This window comes from Neorhizobium vignae (assembly GCF_000732195.1).
GTDB lineage: Bacteria > Pseudomonadota > Alphaproteobacteria > Rhizobiales > Rhizobiaceae > Neorhizobium > Neorhizobium vignae.
Map to the genome: position 1 here is coordinate 104,470 of NZ_JNNU01000017.1, position 23,408 is coordinate 127,877.

At 63.0% G+C, this 23,408-nt stretch carries 22 protein-coding genes and 1 pseudogene; 11 read left to right on the forward strand and 12 right to left on the reverse strand.

What is annotated here, in order from left to right; translation table 11 throughout:
- Positions 1-45 precede the first annotated feature (45 nt).
- Both arfB and GQ59_RS24685 read left to right on the forward strand, forming a co-directional pair.
- Positions 46-479, forward strand: a pseudogene (arfB, locus tag GQ59_RS24680) (alternative ribosome rescue aminoacyl-tRNA hydrolase ArfB).
- Positions 480-493: 14 nt separating this feature from the next.
- Positions 494-1,105, forward strand: a complete 612-nt coding sequence (locus tag GQ59_RS24685; RefSeq protein ID WP_037086330.1) for an alpha-ketoglutarate-dependent dioxygenase AlkB family protein — start codon at positions 494-496, stop codon at positions 1,103-1,105.
- A 31-nt stretch (positions 1,106-1,136) separates the two neighbouring features.
- Here GQ59_RS24685 and coaA read toward each other — a convergent pair whose 3' ends face one another.
- The 7 genes from coaA to hisB are packed head-to-tail and all read right to left on the reverse strand — an operon-like array spanning position 1,137 to position 5,786.
- Positions 1,137-2,132, reverse strand: coding sequence for a type I pantothenate kinase (gene coaA / locus GQ59_RS24690; RefSeq protein ID WP_007751641.1), 996 nt, complete (start codon positions 2,130-2,132; stop codon positions 1,137-1,139).
- Positions 2,129-2,452 carry a phosphoribosyl-ATP diphosphatase gene (locus GQ59_RS24695; protein ID WP_007751647.1) on the reverse strand — a complete coding sequence of 108 codons (324 nt, stop codon included), beginning with the start codon at positions 2,450-2,452 and terminating at the stop codon, positions 2,129-2,131. The genes coaA and GQ59_RS24695 overlap by 4 nt, the downstream gene beginning before the upstream one ends.
- Before the next feature lie 18 nt (positions 2,453-2,470).
- Complete coding sequence (hisF, locus tag GQ59_RS24700) at positions 2,471-3,247, reverse strand: imidazole glycerol phosphate synthase subunit HisF (protein ID WP_037086332.1); 777 nt, start codon at positions 3,245-3,247, stop codon at positions 2,471-2,473.
- On the reverse strand, positions 3,244-3,987 hold the full coding sequence (hisA, locus tag GQ59_RS24705; RefSeq protein WP_037086334.1) for a 1-(5-phosphoribosyl)-5-[(5-phosphoribosylamino)methylideneamino]imidazole-4-carboxamide isomerase: 744 nt from the start codon (positions 3,985-3,987) through the stop codon (positions 3,244-3,246). The genes hisF and hisA overlap by 4 nt, the downstream gene beginning before the upstream one ends.
- A gap of 29 nt (positions 3,988-4,016) precedes the next feature.
- A complete protein-coding gene (gene hisH, locus GQ59_RS24710; RefSeq protein WP_037086335.1) occupies positions 4,017-4,667 on the reverse strand; it encodes an imidazole glycerol phosphate synthase subunit HisH in 651 nt (216 codons plus the stop codon).
- Positions 4,667-5,158, reverse strand: coding sequence for a DUF2628 domain-containing protein (locus tag GQ59_RS24715; protein ID WP_051904187.1), 492 nt, complete (start codon positions 5,156-5,158; stop codon positions 4,667-4,669). The genes hisH and GQ59_RS24715 overlap by 1 nt, the downstream gene beginning before the upstream one ends.
- Positions 5,159-5,177: 19 nt before the next feature.
- A complete protein-coding gene (gene hisB, locus GQ59_RS24720; RefSeq protein ID WP_037086376.1) occupies positions 5,178-5,786 on the reverse strand; it encodes an imidazoleglycerol-phosphate dehydratase HisB in 609 nt (202 codons plus the stop codon).
- Between the two features lie 189 nt (positions 5,787-5,975).
- Between hisB and hslV the strand changes: the two genes are divergently transcribed.
- The 8 genes from hslV (at position 5,976) to GQ59_RS24760 (ending at position 16,294) form a co-directional block, all read left to right on the forward strand.
- Complete coding sequence (hslV, locus tag GQ59_RS24725; protein WP_007751667.1) at positions 5,976-6,503, forward strand: ATP-dependent protease subunit HslV; 528 nt, start codon at positions 5,976-5,978, stop codon at positions 6,501-6,503.
- Positions 6,496-7,014 (forward strand): GNAT family N-acetyltransferase, encoded by a 519-nt coding sequence (locus tag GQ59_RS24730; protein ID WP_037086337.1) that lies wholly within the window; start codon positions 6,496-6,498, stop codon positions 7,012-7,014. The genes hslV and GQ59_RS24730 overlap by 8 nt, the downstream gene beginning before the upstream one ends.
- Complete coding sequence (gene hslU, locus GQ59_RS24735) at positions 7,011-8,318, forward strand: ATP-dependent protease ATPase subunit HslU (protein ID WP_037086339.1); 1,308 nt, start codon at positions 7,011-7,013, stop codon at positions 8,316-8,318. Before GQ59_RS24730 ends, hslU begins: the two co-directional genes overlap by 4 nt.
- A gap of 213 nt (positions 8,319-8,531) precedes the next feature.
- On the forward strand, positions 8,532-9,467 hold the full coding sequence (locus tag GQ59_RS24740) for a DUF1402 family protein (protein ID WP_037086341.1): 936 nt from the start codon (positions 8,532-8,534) through the stop codon (positions 9,465-9,467).
- 44 nt (positions 9,468-9,511) lie between these two features.
- Positions 9,512-10,930 (forward strand): cytochrome P450, encoded by a 1,419-nt coding sequence (locus GQ59_RS24745; protein ID WP_037086343.1) that lies wholly within the window; start codon positions 9,512-9,514, stop codon positions 10,928-10,930.
- A gap of 52 nt (positions 10,931-10,982) precedes the next feature.
- Positions 10,983-13,001, forward strand: a complete 2,019-nt coding sequence (locus GQ59_RS24750; RefSeq protein ID WP_037086344.1) for a hydantoinase/oxoprolinase N-terminal domain-containing protein — start codon at positions 10,983-10,985, stop codon at positions 12,999-13,001.
- Positions 13,002-13,100: 99 nt separating this feature from the next.
- A complete protein-coding gene (locus GQ59_RS24755) occupies positions 13,101-14,021 on the forward strand; it encodes a LysR family transcriptional regulator (RefSeq protein ID WP_037086378.1) in 921 nt (306 codons plus the stop codon).
- A gap of 101 nt (positions 14,022-14,122) precedes the next feature.
- The gene (locus GQ59_RS24760) at positions 14,123-16,294 is read left to right on the forward strand and encodes a malate synthase G (protein WP_037086346.1); all 2,172 of its coding nucleotides are present in this window, start codon (positions 14,123-14,125) and stop codon (positions 16,292-16,294) included.
- An 84-nt stretch (positions 16,295-16,378) separates the two neighbouring features.
- Here the strand turns inward: GQ59_RS24760 and GQ59_RS24765 are convergent, their stop codons facing one another.
- Positions 16,379-17,050: a L,D-transpeptidase gene (locus GQ59_RS24765; protein ID WP_037086348.1), complete on the reverse strand. Its 672-nt coding sequence runs from the start codon at positions 17,048-17,050 to the stop codon at positions 16,379-16,381.
- 179 nt (positions 17,051-17,229) lie between these two features.
- Between GQ59_RS24765 and GQ59_RS24770 the strand changes: the two genes are divergently transcribed.
- Positions 17,230-17,733: an MmcB family DNA repair protein gene (locus GQ59_RS24770; protein ID WP_037086349.1), complete on the forward strand. Its 504-nt coding sequence runs from the start codon at positions 17,230-17,232 to the stop codon at positions 17,731-17,733.
- On the opposite strand, the gene GQ59_RS24775 is transcribed toward GQ59_RS24770, so the two are convergent.
- The 4 genes from GQ59_RS24775 to lhpI all read right to left on the reverse strand — a co-directional run bounded on the left by GQ59_RS24775 (position 17,734) and on the right by lhpI (position 23,217).
- The gene (locus tag GQ59_RS24775; RefSeq protein WP_037086351.1) at positions 17,734-18,309 is read right to left on the reverse strand and encodes an ActR/PrrA/RegA family redox response regulator transcription factor; all 576 of its coding nucleotides are present in this window, start codon (positions 18,307-18,309) and stop codon (positions 17,734-17,736) included. It lies immediately after the preceding gene.
- A 66-nt stretch (positions 18,310-18,375) separates the two neighbouring features.
- Entirely contained in the window at positions 18,376-19,692 is a 1,317-nt protein-coding gene (locus tag GQ59_RS24780; protein ID WP_051904188.1) for an ActS/PrrB/RegB family redox-sensitive histidine kinase, read from the reverse strand.
- An 85-nt stretch (positions 19,693-19,777) separates the two neighbouring features.
- Entirely contained in the window at positions 19,778-22,264 is a 2,487-nt protein-coding gene (hrpB, locus tag GQ59_RS24785; RefSeq protein WP_037086354.1) for an ATP-dependent helicase HrpB, read from the reverse strand.
- Positions 22,264-23,217, reverse strand: coding sequence for a bifunctional Delta(1)-pyrroline-2-carboxylate/Delta(1)-piperideine-2-carboxylate reductase (gene lhpI / locus GQ59_RS24790; protein WP_037086355.1), 954 nt, complete (start codon positions 23,215-23,217; stop codon positions 22,264-22,266). The genes hrpB and lhpI overlap by 1 nt, the downstream gene beginning before the upstream one ends.
- Positions 23,218-23,408 lie beyond the last annotated feature (191 nt).

Sequence of the window (23,408 nt, forward strand, 5' to 3'; positions counted from 1 at the left end):
GGTTCCGGATCACGGCATGCGCCCAAGAACAAAGACCAGAGACTCATGGCCAGCAATCCCCTTGTCATCAACAACCGCATCACCATCGCCGGTGGGAGCTGACGGAACAGTTCGTGCTGGCGGGCGGGCCGGGTGGCCAGAACGTCAACAAGGTTTCGACGGCCGTCCAGCTTTTCTACGACATCGTCAACACGCCGTCCCTGCCGGAGCGCGTGAAGGAAAACGCCATCAAGCTCGCCGGAAAACGGGTGTCGAAGGATGGCGTGCTGATGATAGAGGCAAACCGGTTCCGCAGCCAGGAGCGCAACCGGGAAGACGCCCGCGAACGGCTGAAGGAACTGATTCTCAAGGCCGCCGAACCGCCGCCGCCGCCGCGCAAGAAGACCAAACCCACCAAGGGTTCGGTGGAACGCCGGCTGAAGGAAAAATCCGGCCGGTCGGACGTCAAGAAGATGCGCGGCAGGCCAAGCGGCGACTGACAGCGGAGATAGATTTGGCGACGCTTGCGAACGGCATCAGGCACCTTCCTGACTATCTGGATCGACCGGCGCAGGAGCATCTGGTCGAAGTGATCCGCAATGTGGTGGCCGAGGCCCCGCTCTACACGCCGGAAATGCCCGGTACCGGCAAACCCATGTCGGTGCGCATGACCAATTGCGGCCCGCTCGGCTGGGTGACGGACAAGGACCAGGGGTATCGCTACCAGTCCTTTCACCCGGTCACGAAAAAGCCCTGGCCTGCGATGCCACGGGAACTGCTCGATCTCTGGGAAAAGCTTGGCGATTATCCCAGGCCGCCGGAAGCCTGCCTCATCAACTTCTATTCCGACGACGCCAAGATGGGCCTGCATCAGGACAAGGACGAGAACAACCTGGCCGCCCCGGTTCTCTCCGTCTCGCTCGGCAATAGCTGTCTGTTCCGGGTCGGCGGCCTGAACCGCAAGGATCCGACCGGCTCTTTCCGGCTGGCGAGCGGCGATGTGGTCGTGTTGGGCGGGGAGGGCCGCCTCGCGTTCCACGGCGTCGATCGCATTTATCCGGGCACGTCGACGCTGCTGAAGAACGGCGGACGCATCAACCTGACGCTTCGCCGCGTGAATAGCTGACGATTTAATTCAATAGCCGGCGATCGATCGTCTACAATTTGCGCAGTTCGACCGTTTCCACCAGGTGGTTGCGGCCCTTGCGCAGGATCAGGTCCGCCCGCGGCCGGGTCGGCACGATGTTCTGCCGCAGGTTCTTGAGATTGATATTTTCCCACAGCCCCTCGGCGACGGCACGGGCCGCATCCGCATCGATCGCGGCATACTTCTTGAAGAACGAGGTCGGATCGCGGAAGGCGGTCTGGCGCAGCTTCATGAAGCGCTGGACGTACCAGTTGTGGATCTGCTCTTCGTCGGCATCGATATAGATCGAGAAGTCGAAGAAGTCCGAGACAATCGGCACGATCTTGCCGTCCGCCGGCAAAGCCCGGGACTGGAGGACGTTGATGCCCTCGAAGATCAGGATGTCCGGCCGGTCGACCAGCGTGTATTCGTCGGGCAGGACGTCATAGGTGAGATGCGAGTAACGCGGCGCCTTGACGTTCGGTTCGCCGGCCTTGATCGCCGACAGGAACCTCAGGATGGTGCCGATGTCGTAGCTTTCCGGAAAACCCTTTCGCTCCATCAGGTTCTCGCGGCTCAGCACCGCATTGGGGTAGAGAAAGCCGTCGGTGGTGATCAGATCCACCTTCGGGCTCGACGGCCAGCGGGCAAGCAGTTCCTTCAGGATACGTGCGGTAGTCGATTTGCCGACCGCGACAGATCCGGCAATGCCGATGATGAAGGGCGTCTTGGTGATGTCGGAAAGGCTCAGGAAGCGGTTGCGCTGCTGGAAGAGGCGTTGCGTCGCCTCCACATGCGTCGACAGAAGGCGCGACAGCGACAGATAGATGCGCCGGACTTCGTCGAGATCGATCGGGTCGTCCAGCGAGCGCAGCCTCTGCACCTCGTCGGCGGTGAGCGTCAGCGGTGTGTCCGCCCGGAATTTCGCCCATTCCTCCGCGGTGAAGCGGTGATAGGGCGAGTAATATTCCGTGTTCGGGCCGGTTTCAGGGTCAGGCGTCTCGGCGGGCTGGGAAGCAATGCTCATGATGTCGGCCGGCTTGCCTTTTCTTGAAGGCCGGACTGGCCGGTCCTTCTCTGGAGTTCGTCGAGCACATCCTGCAACGGTACCGCTGCAATATTCAAGACGACTAAAAGATGATAGAGGAGGTCCGCACTCTCAGCGGTCAGATTCTTGCGGTCCTGCTGAATGGCAGCGATGACCGTTTCGACCGCTTCCTCGCCGAGCTTCTTTGCGGCCTTCTCCTGGCCGGCGGCGAAAAGCTTTGCCGTCCAGGATTCCTCCGGTGAAGCCTTGGCCCGCTCGGCGACGATCCGCTCAAGGTCGATCAGGGAAAATTCACTCATAACATTCTTCCCGATGGCTCAATCGAGCCGCATGGCAATCCCGTGATCTGCCATATAATGCTTCGCCTGGCCGACCGTATAGGTCCCGAAGTGGAAAATCGACGCGGCGAGAACCGCGGTCGCATGGCCCTGTTTGATGCCGGCGACCATGTCGTCCAGATTTCCGACCCCGCCCGACGCGATGACCGGGGCGCGGACGCTGTCGGCAATCATGCGCGTCAGATCCAGATCGTAGCCGCTCTTTGTGCCGTCCCGGTCCATGGAGGTGACGAGCAGTTCGCCGGCGCCCCGCTCGACCATGCCGATTGCAAATTCCAACGCGTTGATGCCGGTCGGGTTGCGGCCGCCATGGGTGAATATCTCCCAGCGGTCCGCCTCGCCGACGCCTGACACCTTCTTGGCGTCGATCGATACGACGATGCACTGGTTGCCGAACTTGTCGGCGGCCTCCGCCACGAAATCCGGGTTGGCGACCGCCGCCGAGTTGATCGCGACCTTGTCGGCACCGGCCAGCAGCAGCTTGCGGATGTCCGCCACGGCACGCACGCCGCCGCCAACGGTGAGCGGCATGAAGCAATGCTCGGCCGTACGGGCGACGACGTCGAAGATCGTATCGCGATTGTCGGAGGAGGCGGTGATGTCGAGGAAGCAGAGCTCGTCGGCACCGGCGGCGTCATAGGCCTTGGCGGCCTCGACCGGATCGCCGGCATCGATGAGGTCGAGAAAGTTGACGCCCTTGACGACGCGGCCGTCCTTCACGTCCAGGCAGGGGATGACACGGGCTTTGAGGGTCATGCGGCACGTCCTTCTCTGGAGCGGATCAGGTCCAGCGCTTGCCTGGGATCGATGCGGCCGTCATAAAGCGCGCGGCCGGAAATCGCGCCTTCGAGTCGGGCCGCATCCGGCTCCAGCATGCGGCTGATATCGTCGAGCGAGGCAAGCCCGCCGGACGCTATGACCGGGATGGAGACGGCATTGGCGAGTTCCAGCGTCGACGCCCAGTTGATGCCGGCGAGAATACCGTCGCGGTCGATGTCGGTATAGATGATCGCCGAAACGCCGGCGCCCTCGAATTTCTTCGCCAGCTCGATGACGCCGAGCTCCGACGCTTCCGCCCAGCCTTCGACGGCGACCTTGCCGCCCTTGGCGTCGATGCCGACCGCGACCTTGCCGGGAAACAGTTTGCAGGCCTCGATGACCAGCGCCGGATCGCGCACCGCGACCGTCCCGAGAATGACGCGGGTCAGCCCCCGCGCTAGCCAGTTTTCGATATGGTCGAGCGTGCGGATGCCGCCGCCGAGCTGAACCGGGTTTTTTGTGGCCTTCAGGATCGCATCGACGGCCGCACCGTTGACGCTTTCACCCGCGAAGGCGCCGTTCAGGTCGACCACGTGCAGCCACTCGAAACCCTGGTCCTCGAAGGCCTTGGCCTGGGCTGCCGGGTCGGGATTGTAGACGGTGGCCTGGTCCATGTCGCCGAGCTTGAGGCGCACGCACTGACCGTCCTTCAGGTCGATTGCAGGAAAGAGGATCATGTCTTTGGTCCTTGGTGGTTCGCGCGAGCTCAGGGCTTCCAGCGCAGGAAATTGGAGATGAGGGCAAGACCCAATGCTTGGCTTTTCTCAGGATGAAACTGGGAGCCCGCCACGTTGTCGCGGCCGACGAACGCCGTCATCGACCCGCCGTATTCGGTGGTCGCGATCACGTCGCTGCGGTGCTTTGCCGCCAGATGGTAGGAATGCACGAAATAGGCGTGCAAGCCGTCCGACCCAGTCGGAATTCCGTCCAACAGCGGATGCGGGTGATGAATATCGAGCGTGTTCCAGCCGATCTGCGGGATCTTGAGATGGGGATCGCTTGGGCTCATCTCGACGACATCGCCCTCGATCCAGCCGAATCCCGGCGTGATGGTCTTTTCGAGCCCGCGCGACGACATCAGCTGCATGCCGACGCAGATGCCGAGGAAGGGACGGCCCTTGTGCTCGACCACGTCGAGGATCGCCTCGCGCATGCCCGGCACGGCATCGAGGCCGGCGCGGCAATCCGCATAGGCGCCGACGCCCGGCAGCACGATACGGTCGGCGGTGGCGACCGCTTCCGCCTTGTCGGTCAAGTCGATCACGGCGTTGATGCCGGCTTCTCGGGCGGCCCGTTCAAAGGCCTTGGTCGCGGAACGCAGATTGCCGGACCCGTAGTCGATGATTGCGACGCGCATCAGCGTCCTCCATGTTCGAAAAGGCCCATGTGAGGGGCCTGCCATCCGGCGGCGGGCGCCTTTGCCTGTTTTGCCCACTCGGCCGAGACCGGCATTGGTTGGTGTTCCGGCTGCGGCAGGCCGGAGAAATAGATCTCCTCGGCCGTGTGCAGATCGGGAGCGGAGATCACCGTTTCCAGTGTCCAGCCGCGGCGGATCAGCGCTTCGGAGCGATAATGTCGGCCCTCGAGCGCGATGAGGAGGCTGATGGCGACGCCAAACAGCAGCCCGGCGGTCCAGAAGCCCGGAACCTGCATCAGGATGCCGCTGCCGATCTGGGCGAGCAGAATGACGATGCCGGCGATCCACAGCCCATGCCAGAACAGCCAGATCCACGGAAACAACAGCGCAAGCCAGGAAAACCCATCCCGCAGGACGAGGGTCGACTGGTGATCCCTGTCGGATCCGCTTCGCGGATCGGTGGGCGGTGTCAGAACGAGGTAGCTTCTCAAGGATCGTCTCCTAAAGCGGTCAGACCAGCATTCCCTTCGTGGAGGGAACGCGATTGGCCTGCCGCGGGTCGATTTCAATGGCAGCGCGAAGTGTTCGCGCCACGGCTTTGAAGCAGGTCTCGGCGATATGATGGTTGTTGGCGCCGTAATGGTTCAGCACATGCAGCGTGATGCCGGCGTTCTGGGCCAGCGCCTGGAAAAATTCCCGCACCAGTTCCGTATCGAACGTGCCGATCTTCGGCGCGCTGAACGCGACATTCCAGACCAGGAACGGCCGGCCGGACACGTCGATAGCCGCCTTGGTCATCGTTTCGTCCATGGCAAGATCGAGCGAGGCATAGCGGGTGATGCCGCGGCGGTCGCCGAGCGCCCTGGAGATCGCCTGGCCGATCGCGATGCCGGTATCTTCCACCGTGTGGTGGTCGTCGATATGCAGGTCGCCCTGAACCTCGATATCCATGTCGATCAGCGAATGTCGCGAGAGCTGGTCCAGCATATGGTCGAAGAAGCCGACGCCCGTCGAAATCTTGGCCGCGCCCGTGCCGTCGAGTTTGACGGAAACGGAAACGGAGGTTTCGTTGGTTTTGCGGACGATGTTGCCCACGCGTGCGGTTGTGGTCTCACCCATCTGGGTCTGCTCCATGCGGTCGATCTGCGCTCCTTATCAGGCACGACATCAAATATCCAGCAAAAGCAGGGGTGTCGCCGCGGCATCGCGTCATGAGATTGCATTCGCCCTCGACCGTCTTACATAAATGCTCAACGGGGCCGAAATGCCCATAAACGAAAGCCCGGAAGACGGGCCAGCAGGTGCTTTATGACAACGATTATTACTGTGAGGAAGGGTGGCAAGGTCATCATGGCAGGCGACGGCCAGGTGAGCCTCGGCCAGACCGTGATGAAGGGCAATGCCCGCAAGGTGCGCCGCATCGGCAAGGGCGAAGTGATCGCCGGTTTCGCCGGCGCGACAGCCGATGCGTTCACGCTGCTCGACCGGCTTGAAAAGAAGCTCGAACAATATCCGGGCCAGCTGATGCGCGCCGCCGTCGAGCTCGCCAAGGACTGGCGCACGGACAAGTACCTGCGCAATCTCGAAGCGATGATGCTGGTCGCCGACAAGTCGACGACGCTGGCGATCACCGGCAATGGCGACGTGCTCGAACCGGAGCACGGAACGATCGCCATCGGCTCCGGCGGCAACTATGCCTATGCCGCCGCCCGCGCCATGATGGATACGGACAAGTCGGCCGAGGAGATCGCCCGCAAGGCGCTCGATATCGCCGCCGATATCTGCGTCTACACCAACCACAACCTGGTCATCGAAACGCTGGACGCCGATGGCTGAAGGCGCCCCCCGCTACTCCTTTCGTGATGTCACCCGCGAGGATTTTCCTCTCTTGGCGACATGGCTCGCCGAGCCGCATATCGCGAAATGGTGGGGTAGGGTCGACGAGGAACTGGCGAGCATCGAATATTCGATGACGAGCGTCGAGACCCGGCCGATGATCGCGGAACTGGAAGGCAGGCCGATCGCCTATCTCCAATATTACGATCCGCATCTTGAAGAGGATCATCCCTATCAGGATCAGCCGAAGGGCACGCTTGGCATCGATATATCGATCGGCAATCCTGAGCTTGTCGGTATCGGCCATGGCAGCGCGATCATCCGGCAGTTTGTGGCAGAGCTTTTCGCAGGCGGCGCCCGGCGGATCGTCATCGATCCCGATCCGGAAAATGCCCAGGCGATCCGCGCCTATGAGAAGGCCGGTTTTCGCTACGTCGATACCAGGACATCCATTTACGGTCCGGCCCATTTCATGGCGCTGGACGCACCAGAAGAAACGGATTTGACATGAGTAACTTTTCACCCCGGGAAATCGTCTCCGAGCTGGATCGGCACATCATCGGCCAGCACGACGCCAAGCGCGCGGTGGCAATTGCGCTTCGCAACCGCTGGCGCCGCCACCAGCTCGACGAGACGCTGCGCGACGAAGTGATGCCGAAGAACATCCTGATGATCGGCCCGACCGGCGTCGGCAAGACGGAAATATCCCGGCGCCTCGCCAGGCTCGCCGGCGCGCCCTTCATCAAGGTCGAAGCGACCAAGTTCACCGAAGTCGGTTATGTCGGCCGCGACGTCGAGCAGATCATCCGCGATCTCGTCGAGATCGGCATCGGCCTCGTGCGCGACAAGATGCGCGCCGACGTGCAGGCGAAAGCTCACATGAGCGCCGAGGAACGCGTGCTCGATGCCCTGGTGGGATCCACTGCTTCCCCGGCCACCCGAGACAGCTTCCGCAAGAAGCTGCGCAACGGCGAGATGGATGACAAGGAAATCGACATCGAGGTCACTGACACTGGTTCCGGCATGCCCGGTTTCGAGATCCCCGGCATGCCGGGCGCCAATATCGGCGTGCTGAACCTGTCGGAAATGTTCGGCAAGGCGATGGGCGGCCGCACCAAGAAGGTCCGTACCACCGTCAAGAAATCCTACGGCGAACTGATCCGTGACGAGTCCGACAAACTGATCGACAACGAGGTCATTCAGCGCGAGGCTGTCCGCTCGGTCGAAAACGACGGCATCGTCTTCCTCGACGAGATCGACAAGATCGCCGCCCGTGACGGCGGCATGGGCGCCGGTGTGTCCCGCGAAGGCGTGCAGCGCGACCTGCTGCCGCTCGTTGAAGGCACGACGGTCTCGACCAAATACGGGCCGGTGAAGACCGACCACATCCTGTTCATCGCCTCGGGCGCCTTCCACGTCTCCAAGCCCTCCGACCTGCTGCCGGAACTTCAGGGCCGCCTGCCGATCCGGGTCGAGCTGAGGCCGCTGACCAAGGAAGACTTCCGCCGCATTCTGACAGAAACCGAGGCGAGCCTCATCCGCCAGTACAAGGCGCTGATGGAGACGGAAGAGCTGACGCTCGATTTCACCGAGGATGCGATCGACGCGCTGGCCGATGTCGCCGTGCACCTCAACTCCTCGGTCGAGAATATCGGTGCCCGCCGGCTGCAGACCGTGATGGAACGGGTGCTCGACGAGATCTCGTTCAACGCCCCGGATCAAGGCGGCACGACGGTGATGATCGACGCGGAATACGTCAAGAAGCATGTCGGCGATCTTGCCGCCGACACGGATCTGTCGCGCTACATTCTCTGAGTGCGCAATCGTGGCAGCCGGGCAACGTCCGGCTGCTCATTTGCGGGCACTGACGGGATTTTGAACGCCCGCGTCTCGACACGGTCCTCAGGCCTCGCGTAAGGGAAGCGCGTTTTCATGGAAATATCCGGCGCTTGAGTGAGTCGGTCTGGAATGGCTTTAAGCATTCGGTGCCGGAGACCGGCATAGTCGAAGTCCTGGGACACGCAAATCTTGAAACGCATCCTTCTGGCCCTGATCCTTGTCGTCGCGACATCCGCGGCCTCTTCCGCGTTCGCGGGCGGCCTCACCATGGTTCCCGAGGGAAATCGTCACGCGGAACAGCCGAAGGTTCCGGGCGCATCCGTGCGCCGGACCCGCGCCGGGCGCACCACATTCGACGACAAATACGAGAAGATCCGCGATCTCCTGGCATCCGACAAGAAGCTGATCGGCAAGATCAAGTCGACGGCCGCCGATTACGGCATCGATCCGATCCACATGATCGGCGCGATCGTCGGCGAGCACACCTACAATGTCGATGCCTATGACCGGCTGCAGACCTATTACGTCAAGGCGGCCGCCTATGCGGGCAACAGTTTCCGTTTCGGTTACGGCGACGAGAGCATCCAGCAGTTCCTCGATCGTCCGGAATTCGGGAAATGCGACGATTTCGCCGATTCCTACAAGCTCTGGTCCTGCCGCGAAGGCGTCTGGGACAAGAGCTTTCGCGGCCGTTCGGTCGGGGGCACCTCGTTTCCCGACAATCGGTTTAGCGCGGTCTTCTTCCAGCCCTTCTATGCCGGTCAGACTTTCGGCCTCGGCCAGGTCAACCCGCTGACGGCGCTGATGCTGTCTGACATGGTGGCCAGGAATTCCGGTTACCCGAAGCTCGACGAAAACAAGGCCGCCGCGGTCTATGACGCGATCATGGACCCGGACAAGTCGCTCGCCTATATGGCAGCCAGCATCCGCCGCTCCATCGACGACTACAAGACGATCGCCGGCATGGATATTTCCCGCAACCCCGGCATCACCGCGACACTCTACAATACCGGCGGTTCGGCGCAGCGCGCCGCCGCCTTGGCTGCCCGCGGCGGCCTGCCGGAGGAGAATTATTACGGCTGGCTGGTCAACGAGAAGCTCGCCGAGTTGAAATCCCTCCTCTGACGGCTGATATACCCTCCATAGGAAACCCCTGAGGAGGGCTGTCCATGGACATCCGCCCCGAACCTTTCGTTCCGCCGGCACCTGCGCATCGAGATCGGTTGCTGAACCCGATCGAGGTGATCTGGACTGCGCTGCGCAATCCGCTGGAACTTTGGGGCAAGATTTCCTACACGCTGCCCTGGTTCGAGACGAAGTTCTTCAAGGAACGGACGCTGATCGTCAATCATCCCGGGCTTATCCGGCATATCCTGGTGGATAACGTCAGCAATTACGAGATGTCGGAAATCCGCCAGCTGGTCCTTCGCCCGATCCTCCGGGACGGCCTGCTGACGGCGGAAGGCGAGGTCTGGAAACGCTGCCGCAAGGCAATGGCGCCGGTGTTCACCCCAAGGCATTCCCGTGGTTTTGCCGGCCAGATGCTGAGCCAGACCGAGGAGTTCTCAAGGAAATATGCCGAGGCCGGCGCCGAGGGCTCGGTCCGGGATATTTCGGTAGACATGACCGAACTGACCTATGCCATCCTCGCCGAAACCCTGTTTTCCGGAGAGATCGCCGGGAACAAGGAGACCGTTGCCGACGATGTCGACCAGCTTCTGCACCGCATGGGTCGGATCGACCCGATGGACATGCTGCGCGCCCCGCCCTGGGTGCCGCGCGTAACGCGTATCGGCGGCAGGAAGATACTCGACAAGTTCCGCGGAGTTGTCGCCGAAACCATGCTCATGCGGCAGGAGCGGATGCGCAAAAATCCGAGCGATGTGCCGCAGGATTTCCTGACGCTGCTGCTGCAGCTTGCCGGTCCCGACGGACTGACGATGGGCGAGATCGAGGACAATATCCTCACCTTCATCGGCGCGGGGCACGAAACCACGGCCCGGGCGCTTGCCTGGACGCTCTATTGCGTCGCTGAATCGCCTTCGGTACGGCAGAACATGGAGGAAGAGATCGACCGCGTTCTCGCGACCGGCGCCGATCCGGTCGAATGGCTGGAACTGATGCCCTGGGTGCGGGCGGCGTTCGAGGAGGCATTGCGGCTCTATCCGCCGGCACCCTCGATCAACCGCGAAGCGATCAGCGACGACAGCTGGACGAGCCCGGAGGGCAAGAGGGTCAGGATCGACGCCGGCGTGACCGTGCTGGTCATGCCCTGGACGCTGCACCGCCACGAACTTTATTGGGAAAAGCCGCGGGCCTTCATGCCCGAACGTTTTCTGCCCGAGAATCGCGGCAAGCTGAACCGCTTCCAGTATCTGCCTTTCGGCGCCGGCCCGCGCACCTGCATCGGCGCCACCTTCGCCTTGCAGGAAGCGGTGATCGCGCTTGCGGTGCTGATGCGCGACTATCGGTTCGACGTCACCCCGGAAACCAAGGTCTGGCCGGTCCAGAAGCTGACCACCCAGCCGCGCGATGGCCTGCTGATGCGGGTCAGTCCGCGACATCAGAGGTCTCCGCTGGTGAATTGATCTTGGCGGCCTATGCGCTATTGATCCATAGACCGATCTTCAGGATTTTCGCGTGGCTTCATCCCTTCCTTCCGGCCCCCTCCTTCTCGGGATTGATACCGGCGGCACCTATACGGATGCGGTGCTGTTCCGCGAGGGCGAAGGCGTCGTCGCCAAGGCGAAATCGCTGACGACGCGGCATGACCTGGCGGTCGGCATTGCCGGCGCCGTCGATGCGGTGCTGGAAAAAAGTGCTGCCTCCGCCTCGGCAATCGGCCTCGTTTCGCTGTCGACCACGCTTGCCACCAATGCGCTGGTCGAAGGGCAGGGCGGTCGCGCCGCCTTGATCATGGTCGGCTTCACCTCGGAAGATCTGGCCCGCGGCGGGCTTGCCGAGGCGCTGGGAAGCGATCCGGTGATCTTTCTGCCCGGAGGCCATGACGTGCATGGCAACGAGACGCCGCTCGACATGACAGCTCTGGAATTGGCCATGCCGACGCTTGCGGGAACGGTCTCGTCCTTTGCGGTCGCCGGTTATTTCGCCGTCCGGAATCCGGCTCACGAAATCCGGGTGAGGGACCGTATTCGCGCGCTTTCGCATCTGCCCGTCACCTGCAGCCACGAGCTTTCGTCGAAACTCGGCGGTCCTCGCCGCGCGTTGACCACGCTGCTGAACGCCCGGTTGGTGTCGATCATCGACCGGCTGGTCGGTTCCTGCGAGGGCTTTCTGACCGAGCGCGGCATAACAGCGCCGATGATGGTGGTGCGCGGCGATGGCGCGCTGATCTCGGCTGCCGAGGCCCGGTTGCGGCCGATCGAAACCATCCTGTCCGGTCCCGCCGCAAGCCTTGTCGGCGCGCATTTCCTGACCGGGCTGGACCAGGCAGTTGTCTCCGATATCGGCGGGACGACGACGGATGTCGCGGTCCTCGATGGCGGGCGGCCGAAACTGGCGGAGGAGGGCGCGGTGGTCGGTGGCCATCGCACGATGGTGGAGGCCGTGGCGCTGCGCACCTACGGGCTTGGGGGCGATTCCGAGGTCCATATCGACGATCGCGGCCTCGAAGCACGGCTGACCCTCGGCCCGCGCCGGCTTCTGCCGCTGAGCCTCGCCGCCATGGCGCATGGCGAGATCATTCTTTTGACGCTGGAAAGGCAGCTGCGCGCCAGCCATGCCGGCCGGCACGACGGCCGCTTTGCGGTGCGAACCGGCGTGCCGGATGCGATGGCCCAAGGCCTGCAGCCGCCGGAACAGGCGCTTTTTATCCGCATCGGCAGCGTGCCGGTTTCGCTCAACGATCTTCTGACGATGAATTCCCAGAAGGCGGTTCTCGACCGGCTGGTCGCCAGAGGGCTGGTGCACCTCTGCGGCATCACCCCTTCGGATGCGCTCCATGTGCTCGGCCGACAAGGCCAATGGCAGGCAGAGGCAGCGCGGCTGGGTCTGGAACTTGCCGCCCGGCGCAAGGACGGCGCGGGACGCGAGATCGCCGCCTCGCCGGAAGAGCTCGCGGAAAAGATCGTCAGCCGGCTGACGCGCCAGTCCTCCGAGGCCGTGCTCACCGCCTGTCTCGCCGAAGACGGCGCTGAAGCCATCGATCCCGCGGTCTCCCTTGCCGTCGACCGGGCTTTGAGACGTGTTCCCGGCATCGCCCGGTTTTCCGTGTCACTCGATCGTCCGCTGATCGGGCTCGGGGCCTCGGCACCGGTCTACTATCCGGCGGTCGCGGACATGCTAGGCGCACGGTCGGTCATTCCGATTGACGCCGATGTCGCAAACGCCGTCGGCGCCGTGGTCGGCCAGGTGCGTGCCAGCATCAAGGTCGTCGTTACCTCGCCGGAAGAAGGCCGCTTCATCCTCTCCGGCGCAGGCGAGCGGCTCGCGGTCATCGGTGAAACGCAGGCGGTGGCGACGGCCCGCGAGCGCGCCATCGCTGCGGCCCTGGCGCAGGCGAATGCGGACGGCGCCAAGGATGCGGTCGTGACGGTTTCAGAAGAGCTGGATGCGCCGGAAATCGAGGGCTCGCGAAAGCTGGTCGAAGCGCGGATCACCGCCATTGCTGTCGGCAGGCCGAGGATAGCCGGTTTCTGAGCGCCCCTGTGCACGCCTGTTGTGGACTGCCATGTAAAGCCCTATTCCACAAGGCGTAAGTAAGCCGGTATTTATTCCAGCGGGGAACAAATCGCAGTGATCACCAATCTTGCCGATCTGGAAATCTTCGTCAAAGTCGCAGCCAGCGGAAACATGTCGGCGGCGGCGAAGAGTCTTGGCATTTCCCCGGCGGTGGTCTCGAAGCGCATCAAGCGGCTGGAGGAGCAGCTGGGGACGCGCCTCCTGCAGCGCACGACCCGCCAGATCGGCATGACCGACGCAGGAAAAGGGTTTTACGACAGGATCGCCAACATCCTGACCGGGATCGAGGATGCCGAGCAGTTCGTCTCGGGCGGATCGACCGAGATCGCCGGCAATCTGCGCATTTCCGCGCCGACCTCGTTCGGGCGAATGCATATAGCGCCTCATCTGCCGACATTCATGCAGGCAAACCCGCATCTGTCGATCGACCTGATCCTGTCGGACGAGTTCACGGACATCATCGCCCAGGGCTTCGATGTGGCGATCCGGATCTCCGAGCTGAAGGATTCGAGCCTCGTCGCCCGCAAACTCATCCAGGTCCGGAGGATCCTCTGTGCTTCTCCATCCTATGTCGAGCGGCACGGCGCCCCGACAAGCATCGAGGAACTGGCGAACCATCACTGCCTGACGGCCCATAATGGCGAACCCTGGAGGCTGGAAGGTCCGAAAGGCCCGCTGGTCTACCGGCCGGCCGGAAGGCTGAATACCAATTCGAGCGAGGTCATCCGCGAAGCGGTGATCGCCGGGCTCGGCATCGCACTGAGATCCACCTGGGATATCGGCAACGAGCTCAGGGACGGACGCCTGGTGATTGTGATGCCTGGCTACGAGGGCTCGAAGAACGTCTCGGTCTCGGCGGTCTATCCGAGCCGGCAGCATCTCCCATCCAAGGTCCGGGCCTTCATCGAATATCTCGCCGAACTTTATGGGCCGATCCCCTATTGGGAGCGGCATTCCTCGGATGCAGGCCGGAAATAGATTATTTCCAATCTGGCATAAGTCATTCAATATTTGTGCAATTGCAATTTCCCTCGCGACCAAAGAGACTTGCGCGCGACTGGAAAAGTTCGGAGGAACCGATGGCCCGTATCGAAAAAAATGGTCTCGCAATCGACGAGAAGCTCTACGATTTCCTGGTGAAGGAAGCGCTGCCGTCGACCGGTGTCGATGCCGAACGGTTCTTCTCCGAGTTCTCGAAGATCGTTCACGACCTGGCGCCGAAGAACCGCGAGCTTCTCGCCAAGCGCGACGCCTTCCAGGCAAAGCTCGACGACTGGTACCGCAAGAACGGCGCCCCCAGCGATCTGGCGGTTTACGAAGCCTTCCTGCGCGACATCGGTTACCTGTTGCCGGAGGGGCCGGATTTCACGGTCTCGACCGACAGGGTCGATCCGGAAATCGCCGCGATCGCCGGGCCGCAGCTCGTCGTCCCGGTCATGAACGCCCGCTATGCGCTGAACGCCGCCAATGCCCGCTGGGGTTCGCTCTACGATGCGCTCTATGGCACCGACGCCATTCCCGAGACCGACGGCGCCGAAAAGGGCAAGGGCTACAATCCGGTCCGCGGCGCCAAGGTTATCGCCTGGGCGCGTGACTTCCTCGATCAGTCGGTTCCGCTTTCCGGCGCAAGCTGGACGGAGGTCACCTCATTTGTCGTCACGGGCGGGGAACTGACGGCTGCCGCCCAGGATGGCAAGACGGTCAACCTCGCCGATCCGGCCCAGTTTGCCGGCTTTCTCGGCGAACCGGCGCAGCCGACCCATCTTCTGCTCAGGAAAAACGGGCTGCATATCGAGATCCGGATCGATGCCACGACCGCGATCGGCAAGGACGATCCCGCCAGGATTTCGGATGTCTGGCTGGAATCGGCGATCACCGCGATCATGGACTGCGAAGATTCGATCGCCGCCGTCGATGCCGAGGACAAGGTCGTCGTCTACCGCAACTGGCTCGGCCTGATGAACGGCGACCTCCAGGAAGAGGTAGCCAAGGGCGGCAAGTCCTTCATCCGCAAGCTCAACCCGGATACGACGTTCAAGGCGCCTGCCGGCGGCGATGTCACGGTGAAGCGCCGCTCGCTGATGCTGATCCGCAATGTCGGCCACCTGATGACCAATCCTGCGGTGCTGGACAGCGACGGAAGGGAAGTGCCGGAAGGGATCATGGATGCGATGGTGACGGCCCTCATCGCCATCCATGACCTCGGCCCGAACGGCCGCCGCCAGAATTCCCGCGCCGGCTCCATGTATGTGGTCAAGCCGAAGATGCACGGGCCGGAAGAGGTCGCCTTCGCCTGCGAGATTTTCACCCGCGTCGAACAGGCGCTCGGCCTTCCCGCCAATTCCATGAAAATGGGCATCATGGACGAGGAGCGCCGGACCACGGTCAACCTCAAGGCCTGCATCCGCGAGGCCCGCGAACGCGTGGTCTTCATCAATACCGGATTCCTCGACCGCACCGGCGACGAGATCCATACGTCCATGGAAGCCGGCCCGATGATCCGCAAGGGCGACATGAAGCAGGCCGCCTGGATCGCGGCCTACGAGAACTGGAACGTCGATATCGGCCTCGAATGCGGCCTGTCCGGCCATGCGCAGATCGGCAAGGGCATGTGGGCCATGCCCGACATGATGGCGGCGATGCTGGAACAGAAGATCGCCCATCCGAAGGCCGGTGCCAATACCGCCTGGGTTCCGTCGCCCACGGCAGCCACGCTGCACGCCACCCACTATCACAAGGTTGACGTCGCCGCCGTCCAGGCAGGCCTGAAGAGCCGGACCCGGGCAAAGCTGTCGGATATCCTCTCCGTGCCGGTGGCAGTGCGGCCGAACTGGACCCCGGAGGAGATACAGCGCGAACTCGACAACAATGCGCAAGGCATTCTCGGTTACGTCGTCCGCTGGGTCGACCAGGGCGTCGGCTGCTCCAAGGTGCCTGACATCAACAATGTCGGGCTCATGGAAGACCGGGCAACGTTGCGCATCTCCGCCCAGCACATGGCGAACTGGCTCTATCACAAGCTGGTCACGGAAGAGCAGATAGTCGAAACCATGAAGCGCATGGCCGGCGTCGTAGACGGTCAGAATGCTGGCGACCCCCTCTATATGCCGATGGCCAGGGATTTCGACGGCTCCGTCGCCTTCCAGGCCGCCCTTGATCTGGTGCTCAAGGGTCGCGAACAGCCGAACGGCTATACCGAGCCGGTCCTGCATCGCCGTCGGCTGGAACTGAAAGCCAAGCTCGCAGGCTGATCGGCGAGCAGAGGATCAGGCAAAGAAAAAGGCCGCCGGAGAGTTCTCCAGGCGGCCTTTTCGTATCTTCGTCGAATTTCGTGATTACTGGATCACGACGACCTTGGTTTCGCGGCCCGGACGGACGCGGCTATAGAGGTCGATGACGTCCTGGTTGATCAGGCGGATGCAGCCCGAAGAAGCGGCGGTGCCGATCGAATTCCATTCCGGAGTGCCGTGCAGACGGAAGAGCGTGTCCTGGCCTTTTTCGTTGAACAGGTACATGGCGCGTGCGCCGAGCGGGTTGCTGAGGCCGGGCCCCATGCCGTCTTCGACGTATTTGGCAACGTCCGGACGACGACCGGCCATTTCCTTCGGCGGGTGCCAGGTCGGCCATTCCTGCTTCCAGGCGACATAGGCCGTGCCGGACCAGGCAAAACCCTGCTTGCCGACGCCGATACCGTAGCGCATCGCCTTGCCGTTCGGCATGATGTAGTAGAGATGGCGCTCACGGGTGTTGACGACGATCGTGCCCGGCTTTTCGCTGGTCTGATAGCTGACGATCTGGCGGACATACTGCTTGTCCACCTTGTTGATCGGGATTGCCGGCAGAGTATAGCCGGCGTCTCTCACCGAACCGTAGGAGTCGGTAAAGATCTGTTCGGTGTAGGAGGCCGTGGCAACCTGGGTGCCGCCGCCGGGAATCGTGGAGGCGCAACCGGCCAAGGCAGCAGTTGCCAACAAGCCGAGTGCGAGCATGCTAGTGCGAAAGCGCATGGAGATCTCTTGGATAAACGAATCGATTTAGACGGGCGTCTGGCCCATCTTTGATGACGGGTTATTTTCGATTAAACTACGCTTGGCAAGCGCTGCAGCGCATCAAAACAGAGCCTGCGCATGATTGAATAAAGCCATGGCGTTTTTGCAACATCATGGAAGGGGCTTTTCGGGATTCTATGACTATACTCAACCTTGCCAGTAATAATCCGTTAATAGATGGTCGCCAGTCGACTCGCGCCATGCTGGTGCGCCGGGGCGTCCAGATCCTGCTCCATGACATGCGGCACGCGGTATTGCCGGAACTCGTGCTGTCGAGCGGACGGCGCGCCGACCTGGTGACCATTTCGGAAAAGGGTGAAATCTGGATCGTCGAGATCAAGACGTCGATCGAGGATTTTCGCGTCGACCGCAAGTGGCCGGAATACCGGCACTTCTGCGACCGCCTGTTTTTTGCCACGCACAAGGATGTGCCGCTCGACATCTTCCCGGAGGATTGCGGCCTCTTCCTCTCGGATGGTTACGGCGGGCATCTGCTGCGTGACGCACCGGAACACAGACTGCCGCCCGCCACCCGCAAGGCGATCACCCTGAACTTCTCGCGGGTCGCCGCCCAGCGTCTGATGTTGGCGGAATGGGCGACCGGCAAGTCGTTCGACGATGCCGGGAACGACGGCGGCTGATTATTTCGGCGCGCGCTTGGCGAGGATGCGCTGCAGCGTGCGTCGATGCATGTTGAGCCGGCGGGCGGTCTCCGAAACGTTGCGTTCGCACATCTCGTAGACCCGCTGGATATGTTCCCAGCGCACGCGATCCGCAGACATCGGGTTTTCCGGCACGTCCGCCCGCTCGCCCGGCCGCTGCGTCAGAGCGCCGAATATGTCGTCGGCATCGGCGGGCTTGGCGAGATAATCGAGCGCACCGAGCTTCACGGCCGTCACGGCCGTTGCAATATTGCCGTAGCCGGTCAGCACGATCACCTTGGTATCCTCGCGGCTCTGGCGGATCGCCTCGATCACGTCCAGCCCGTTGCCGTCGCCAAGACGCAGGTCGACCACCGCATATTTCGGCGGGCGAGCCTTCGTCTTGGCGATGCCTTCCGCGACCGACTCTGCGGTATCGACCAGGAAACCGCGGGCCTCCATCGCCCGGGCCAGACGGCGCAGGAACGGTCCGTCGTCATCGACGATCAGCAGCGAAGGGTCAGGCCCGAGTTCTGGGTCGGCATGAGCCTTGGTCGGTTCCGGGTGTGTTTCCATCTCTTTTTCTCCGCGGGTTTTAAAAGGCCCGCTTGCCTTTTCATGATGATCGGCCGGCTGGCCGGCCTATTTCAAGTCCTGCGTGTCCATCACCGAGCGCGGCCATTCGATATGAATGCGGGCACCCGGTTCTCCGCTGTCACGGTTGCCGAAGCGGATCGTGGCGCCGGACCGTTCGAGCAGCGTCTTGGCGATGAAAAGGCCGAGGCCAAGCCCACCGGCCCGTTCGTCTTCCCGGGGTCTCTTCGTCATATAGGGTTCGCCGATCCGCGAAAGAATATCCGGCGCATAACCCTGGCCGTCGTCCTCGATGGTGATCGCCACCCGATCGGCATTGTGCTCCACCGTGACGATCACCTTGCTCTTGGCATAATCGACCGCGTTTTCGATCAGGTTACCGAGCCCATATATAATGCCGGCATTGCGGTTGCCGACCGGTTCGTTGGTTCGGTCGTTCTTCTCCACGAGTTCGATCTCGATGCCGAATTGCCGATGCGGCGCCACTACCTCTTCGACCAGGGAGGAAAGAGGCAGCCGGCGCATATGTTCCTCGCTCTCGGCGGAGAGCGAGGTGAGCCGGCGAAGGATGTCGCGACAGCGCTCGCTCTGGCTTCGCAGCAGCAGCACATCCTCGCGGAACCGGTCGTCGGGCCCGAGTTCGCGCTCCATCTCCTTGGCGACGACGCTGATGGTTGCGAGCGGCGTGCCGAGCTCATGGGCAGCGGCGGCGGCCAACCCGTCGAGTTGCGAAAGATGCTTTTCCCGCTCCAGGACCAGTTCGGTCGCCGCCAGCGCATCGGCGAGCAGTGTCGCCTCATGGCTGACGCGATAGGCATAAAAGGCCGCGAACATCATCATCGAGGCGATCGAACACCAGACGCCGAGCTGCATGACCGGCTGGATCCGAAGCGGCTCGCCCTCATACCAGGGCACCGGGTAGGGCGAAAATGCGAGCACGGTGGTGCAGACGAGCGCAAAGACGATCAGGACCAGCGAATGGCGCAGCGGCTGCGATGCAAACGCGATGATGACCGGCACGCAGATCAGCGGCGCGAACGGATTGGCAAGCCCGCCGGTGATGAACAGCAGCGCCGCCATCTGCAGCAGATCGAAACCGAGCAGCGCCAGCGCCGATTTGGGGCCAAGCCGATGGGTCGGCGGAAACCAGGCCGACAGGGTGAGGTTTGCGACCGCAAGCGCGCCGACCAGGATGCCTGCCTCCTGAAGAGGCAGCGGAAACTGCAGCAGCAGCCCGACGATGACCACGGTGATCGTCTGACCGGCGACCGCGAGCCAGCGCAGCCGTACCAGTGTCTGAAGCCGGATCCGCCGGCTCGAAGGGCCGAATTGCGCAAAACGCACTGAAGGACTGTCTACGCTCACCGTCTGCTCTTTACATTGCCTTATACAAGTGACTTGCGGCCGCCTTCATAAACCGGCTCGACTTCAGGTCGCAGGCGGCATTCTGTCACGTCCCGCGCGGTTTGGCACGCGTCGTTGGTGCGGCCTCGGCCGGGTCCTCGGGCCACGGGTGCTTCGGATAACGGCCGCGCATTTCGGCGCGCACATCCTTCCAGGAGCCGGCCCAGAAGCCGGGCAGGTCTCGCGTCGTCTGGATCGGCCGGTGCGCCGGCGAGTTCAGTTCGAGAAGCAGCGGCAGTTTTCCGCCGGCGATCGCCGGATGTTTCTTCAGCCCGTACAGTTCCTGCACCCGGATCGCCAGGACCGGCTCCTCGCCATCGTAACGGATCGGATGCCGCTCGCCGGTCGGTGCTTCGAAATGCGTCGGCGCCAGCTTGTTGAGATCCTGCGAGACGCCATGCGGAATGAGCGAGCGCAGCCCTTCCGAAAGACTGCCGGGATTGATGGAATCGATGCCCGATGTACTGCCCTGGAACGGGACGAACCAGTCGTCGAGCCGGGCGAGCAGCGCCTCGTCGCTCATGTCAGGCCAGGGCTCGCCGATCGATCGGTTGAGGAAACCGATCCGGTCGCGTAATTGCGCACCTTCCTTGGAGAATGGCAGGACCTGAAGCCCCAGTTCCCGCACGCCGTCCGCAAGCGCCTGTGCGGCCCGTTCGCCGCTCGGCCGGGGCAAAGGCCTTTCCTCGAAGATGATGGCGCCGAGCCGCGTCACCTTGCGGGCGCGTACCTGCCGGCTCGCCCGGTCGAAGAAACACTCCTCGCTCTCGCGGATCGCGCCGGAAAGCTCGGCCTCGACGTCCGCCCGGCTGATCTCCGCCGCAGCCAGGATGCGCGCCTGCGCCGCCCGGCCGGTCAAGTCGGCGATGACGAGCATTTGCGATGCCGCCAGCCGCTCGGTCTCCTGCAGTTCCGCGCCGCGCCCGTTCGCCATCACGAAACGTCCCCGTCCGCCGCGCTGGAGCGCGATCCGGTCGGGATAGGCATGCAGGAGAAGCCGGCCGGCCAGAACCGTTTCCGTCGATTGCGATCGCTTCGGCAAGTTCGAAGCTACCCTGTCCGCAAGCTTCCTTGCGGCGTCGGCCCTGTCGCCGCGCTCGTTGCGGAACCGCCGCAGCCGTTCGTCGAGATCGATATCGCTGCCGCCGAGCCCCTGTTCGGTCAGGAGCACCGCAAGCAGGCTTGCCTGCCTGCCGAAACCCTCCTCCGCCGCGGAGATCGCCATGGCCGCAAGCCGCGGCGGCAGCGCCAGTTCCCGCATCAGCCGACCCTTTTCCGTCAACGCGCCCTGGGGGTCGAGTGCGCCGAGCTGGGCCAGCAGCCCCTTTGCCTCGTTGAAGGCCGGCCCGGGAGGCGGATCGAGAAAGGCAAGCCCCTTCGGGTCCTGGACGCCCCAATGGGCCAGATCGAGAACCAGGCCGGAAAGATCGCTCGCAAGAATCTGCGGCGGCGTGAACGCTTGGAGCGCTGCCGTCTGACCCGGATGCCAGAGGCGTATCGCGATGCCCGGCTCGGTACGGCCGGCACGGCCCGCTCGCTGATCGGCCGAGGCGCGGGAAACCCGCACCGTCTCCAGCCGGGTGATACCGGTCGAGGGCTCGAACACCGGCAGGCGCTGTTGCCCGCTGTCGATGACGATCCGGACTCCATCTATGGTGATCGAGGTTTCGGCGATCGACGTGGCCAGCACGATCTTGCGCTGCCCGGCGGGCGCCGGCCGGATCACCAGATCCTGTTCCTTCTGGGAAAGATTGCCGTAAAGCGGCACCACCACGGTCTCCGGCCCGAACCGGCCCGCTAGCCGCTCGGCAGTGCGCAGGATTTCCGCCTGGCCCGGCAGGAAAGCGAGGATCGAACCGGTGTCGTTCGAATGCGCTTCGACGATCGCCCGCGTCATCGCATCTTCGATCCGCTCGTTTGGTGCCCGGTCGCGATGCTGGATATCGATCGGGAATGTCCGGCCTTCGCTCTTGATGACCGGCGGCTCGCCGAGCAGTCCCGCGACACGCTCCACATCCAATGTCGCCGACATGACGAGGATCCTCACGTCGTCGCGCAGCGCCGATTGCACGTCGAGCGCCAGCGCCAGACCGAAATCCGCGTCGAGCGACCGCTCGTGGAATTCGTCGAAGATCACCGCTGAGACGCCGGTCAGCTCCGGATCGTCCAGAATCATCCGCGCGAAAACGCCCTCGGTCACCACTTCGATCCGGGTCTTCGCCGAGACCTTGTTGTCGAGCCGCATCCGGTAACCGACCCTCTCGCCCACCTGCTCACCGAGCAGCGACGCCATGCGGGACGCGGCTGCGCGGGCCGCCAGCCGCCGCGGTTCGAGCAGGATGATCTTTCCGGTGCACCACGCCTGGTCGAGCAGCGCGAGCGGCACAAGCGTCGTCTTGCCGGCGCCCGGCGGCGCGGAAAGCACGGCGCGCGTGCCATCGGCGAGCGCCTGCATGATATCGCCGAGAACCTCGGTGACGGGAAGCCTTGGCAGGTTCTTCGTGATCGGACCTGCCTCATGCGCTGAGGCCATCAATGCGAAACCTGTCCGCTGACATGACGATAGGCGAGGATCGCTCCGGCAAGATCCTCGAGCGCTGCGCCCACCGACTTGAAGAGCGTGATCTCGTCCGCGCTCGTGCGGCCGGGATGTTTGCCATGCGCGAGTTCGGCGAGTTCCGCCTTGATCCCCTCCTTCGACAGCGCGCCGCTTGCAAGCGGCAGAACGATGTCGCCTCCTTCCTTCATGGCGCCGGCGCGCGTATCGACGAAGACAGACGCGCGCCGCACCGCCTCGTCGTCGCTCTCGCGCATGCTCGGCTTGAAGGCGCCGACGAGGTCCAGATGCGCGCCCGGCTTCAGCCATTCGCCGCGGATCAGCGGCTCGCTCGACAGCGTCGCGCAGGAAATGATGTCCGCCTGTCCGGCCGCGAGGGCGAGGTCTTCGACCGCCACCGCGTCGAGCCCGAGTGTTCTTGCCTCGCGCGCAGTCTCTTCGGCCTTCTCTATATTGCGCCCCCAGACGCGGAAATGCTTGAGCGGCCGTGTGATCGCATGGGCCTGCATCAGGTTGAGCGAAAGCCGGCCGGTTCCGACCATCAGCATGACTTCTGCATCTTCCCGCGCGAGATATCGGGCGGCAAGCGCCGAGGTCGCCGCGGTGCGCCGCGCGGTCAGTTCGCCGCCCTCGACGATCGCCAGCATCTCTCCGGTCTTGCCCGACGAAAGAAGGTAGCTGCCGAAGATGGTCGACAGAGAGCGAAGATGATTGTCGGGAAACAGATTGAGAATCTTGACGCCGATATGGTCACCCGGCACCCAGGCGGGCATCAGCAGCATGACCGCATTTGCTTCACCCGGCACCACCATCTCATGATGATGGCGCACCGGCATGACGCAGTCGCTTTTGAACATCGTTTCGATTGCCGCGATGAGTTCTGCAAACGGCAACGCATCCCGTGTCTGCACTTCATTCAATACAAGCATGTCCCACTCCAGCCGCCAGAAACAGATGTCACCCTAACAATGCGGAATCCCCGCGTAAAATGGGTTTTTAGGCGCTGTGGCACTGCCCTTTCGTTAATCGGTGCTGATTTTATGGCCGGAAATCGCAGGTTTTGGGCAGGCCGCGAGAAAAATGACAGTTTTTTGAAAATCCCTGTTGACTTCAAAGTGTG

Bases quoted from the DNA above. Each gene is read 5' to 3' on its own strand.
- coaA (WP_007751641.1), bottom strand. From the start codon at position 2,132: ATGAGCATTGCTTCCCAGCCCGCCGAGACGCCTGACCCTGAAACCGGC.
- GQ59_RS24695 (WP_007751647.1), bottom strand. From the start codon at position 2,452: ATGAGTGAATTTTCCCTGATCGACCTTGAGCGGATCGTCGCCGAGCGG.
- hisF (WP_037086332.1), bottom strand. From the start codon at position 3,247: ATGACCCTCAAAGCCCGTGTCATCCCCTGCCTGGACGTGAAGGACGGC.
- hisA (WP_037086334.1), bottom strand. From the start codon at position 3,987: ATGATCCTCTTTCCTGCAATCGACCTGAAGGACGGTCAGTGCGTGCGC.
- hisH (WP_037086335.1), bottom strand. From the start codon at position 4,667: ATGCGCGTCGCAATCATCGACTACGGGTCCGGCAATCTGCGTTCCGCG.
- hisB (WP_037086376.1), bottom strand. From the start codon at position 5,786: ATGGGTGAGACCACAACCGCACGCGTGGGCAACATCGTCCGCAAAACC.
- hslV (WP_007751667.1), top strand. From the start codon at position 5,976: ATGACAACGATTATTACTGTGAGGAAGGGTGGCAAGGTCATCATGGCA.
- GQ59_RS24730 (WP_037086337.1), top strand. From the start codon at position 6,496: ATGGCTGAAGGCGCCCCCCGCTACTCCTTTCGTGATGTCACCCGCGAG.
- hslU (WP_037086339.1), top strand. From the start codon at position 7,011: ATGAGTAACTTTTCACCCCGGGAAATCGTCTCCGAGCTGGATCGGCAC.
- GQ59_RS24745 (WP_037086343.1), top strand. From the start codon at position 9,512: ATGGACATCCGCCCCGAACCTTTCGTTCCGCCGGCACCTGCGCATCGA.
- GQ59_RS24760 (WP_037086346.1), top strand. From the start codon at position 14,123: ATGGCCCGTATCGAAAAAAATGGTCTCGCAATCGACGAGAAGCTCTAC.
- GQ59_RS24765 (WP_037086348.1), bottom strand. From the start codon at position 17,050: ATGCGCTTTCGCACTAGCATGCTCGCACTCGGCTTGTTGGCAACTGCT.
- GQ59_RS24770 (WP_037086349.1), top strand. From the start codon at position 17,230: ATGACTATACTCAACCTTGCCAGTAATAATCCGTTAATAGATGGTCGC.
- GQ59_RS24775 (WP_037086351.1), bottom strand. From the start codon at position 18,309: ATGGAAACACACCCGGAACCGACCAAGGCTCATGCCGACCCAGAACTC.
- hrpB (WP_037086354.1), bottom strand. From the start codon at position 22,264: ATGGCCTCAGCGCATGAGGCAGGTCCGATCACGAAGAACCTGCCAAGG.
- lhpI (WP_037086355.1), bottom strand. From the start codon at position 23,217: ATGCTTGTATTGAATGAAGTGCAGACACGGGATGCGTTGCCGTTTGCA.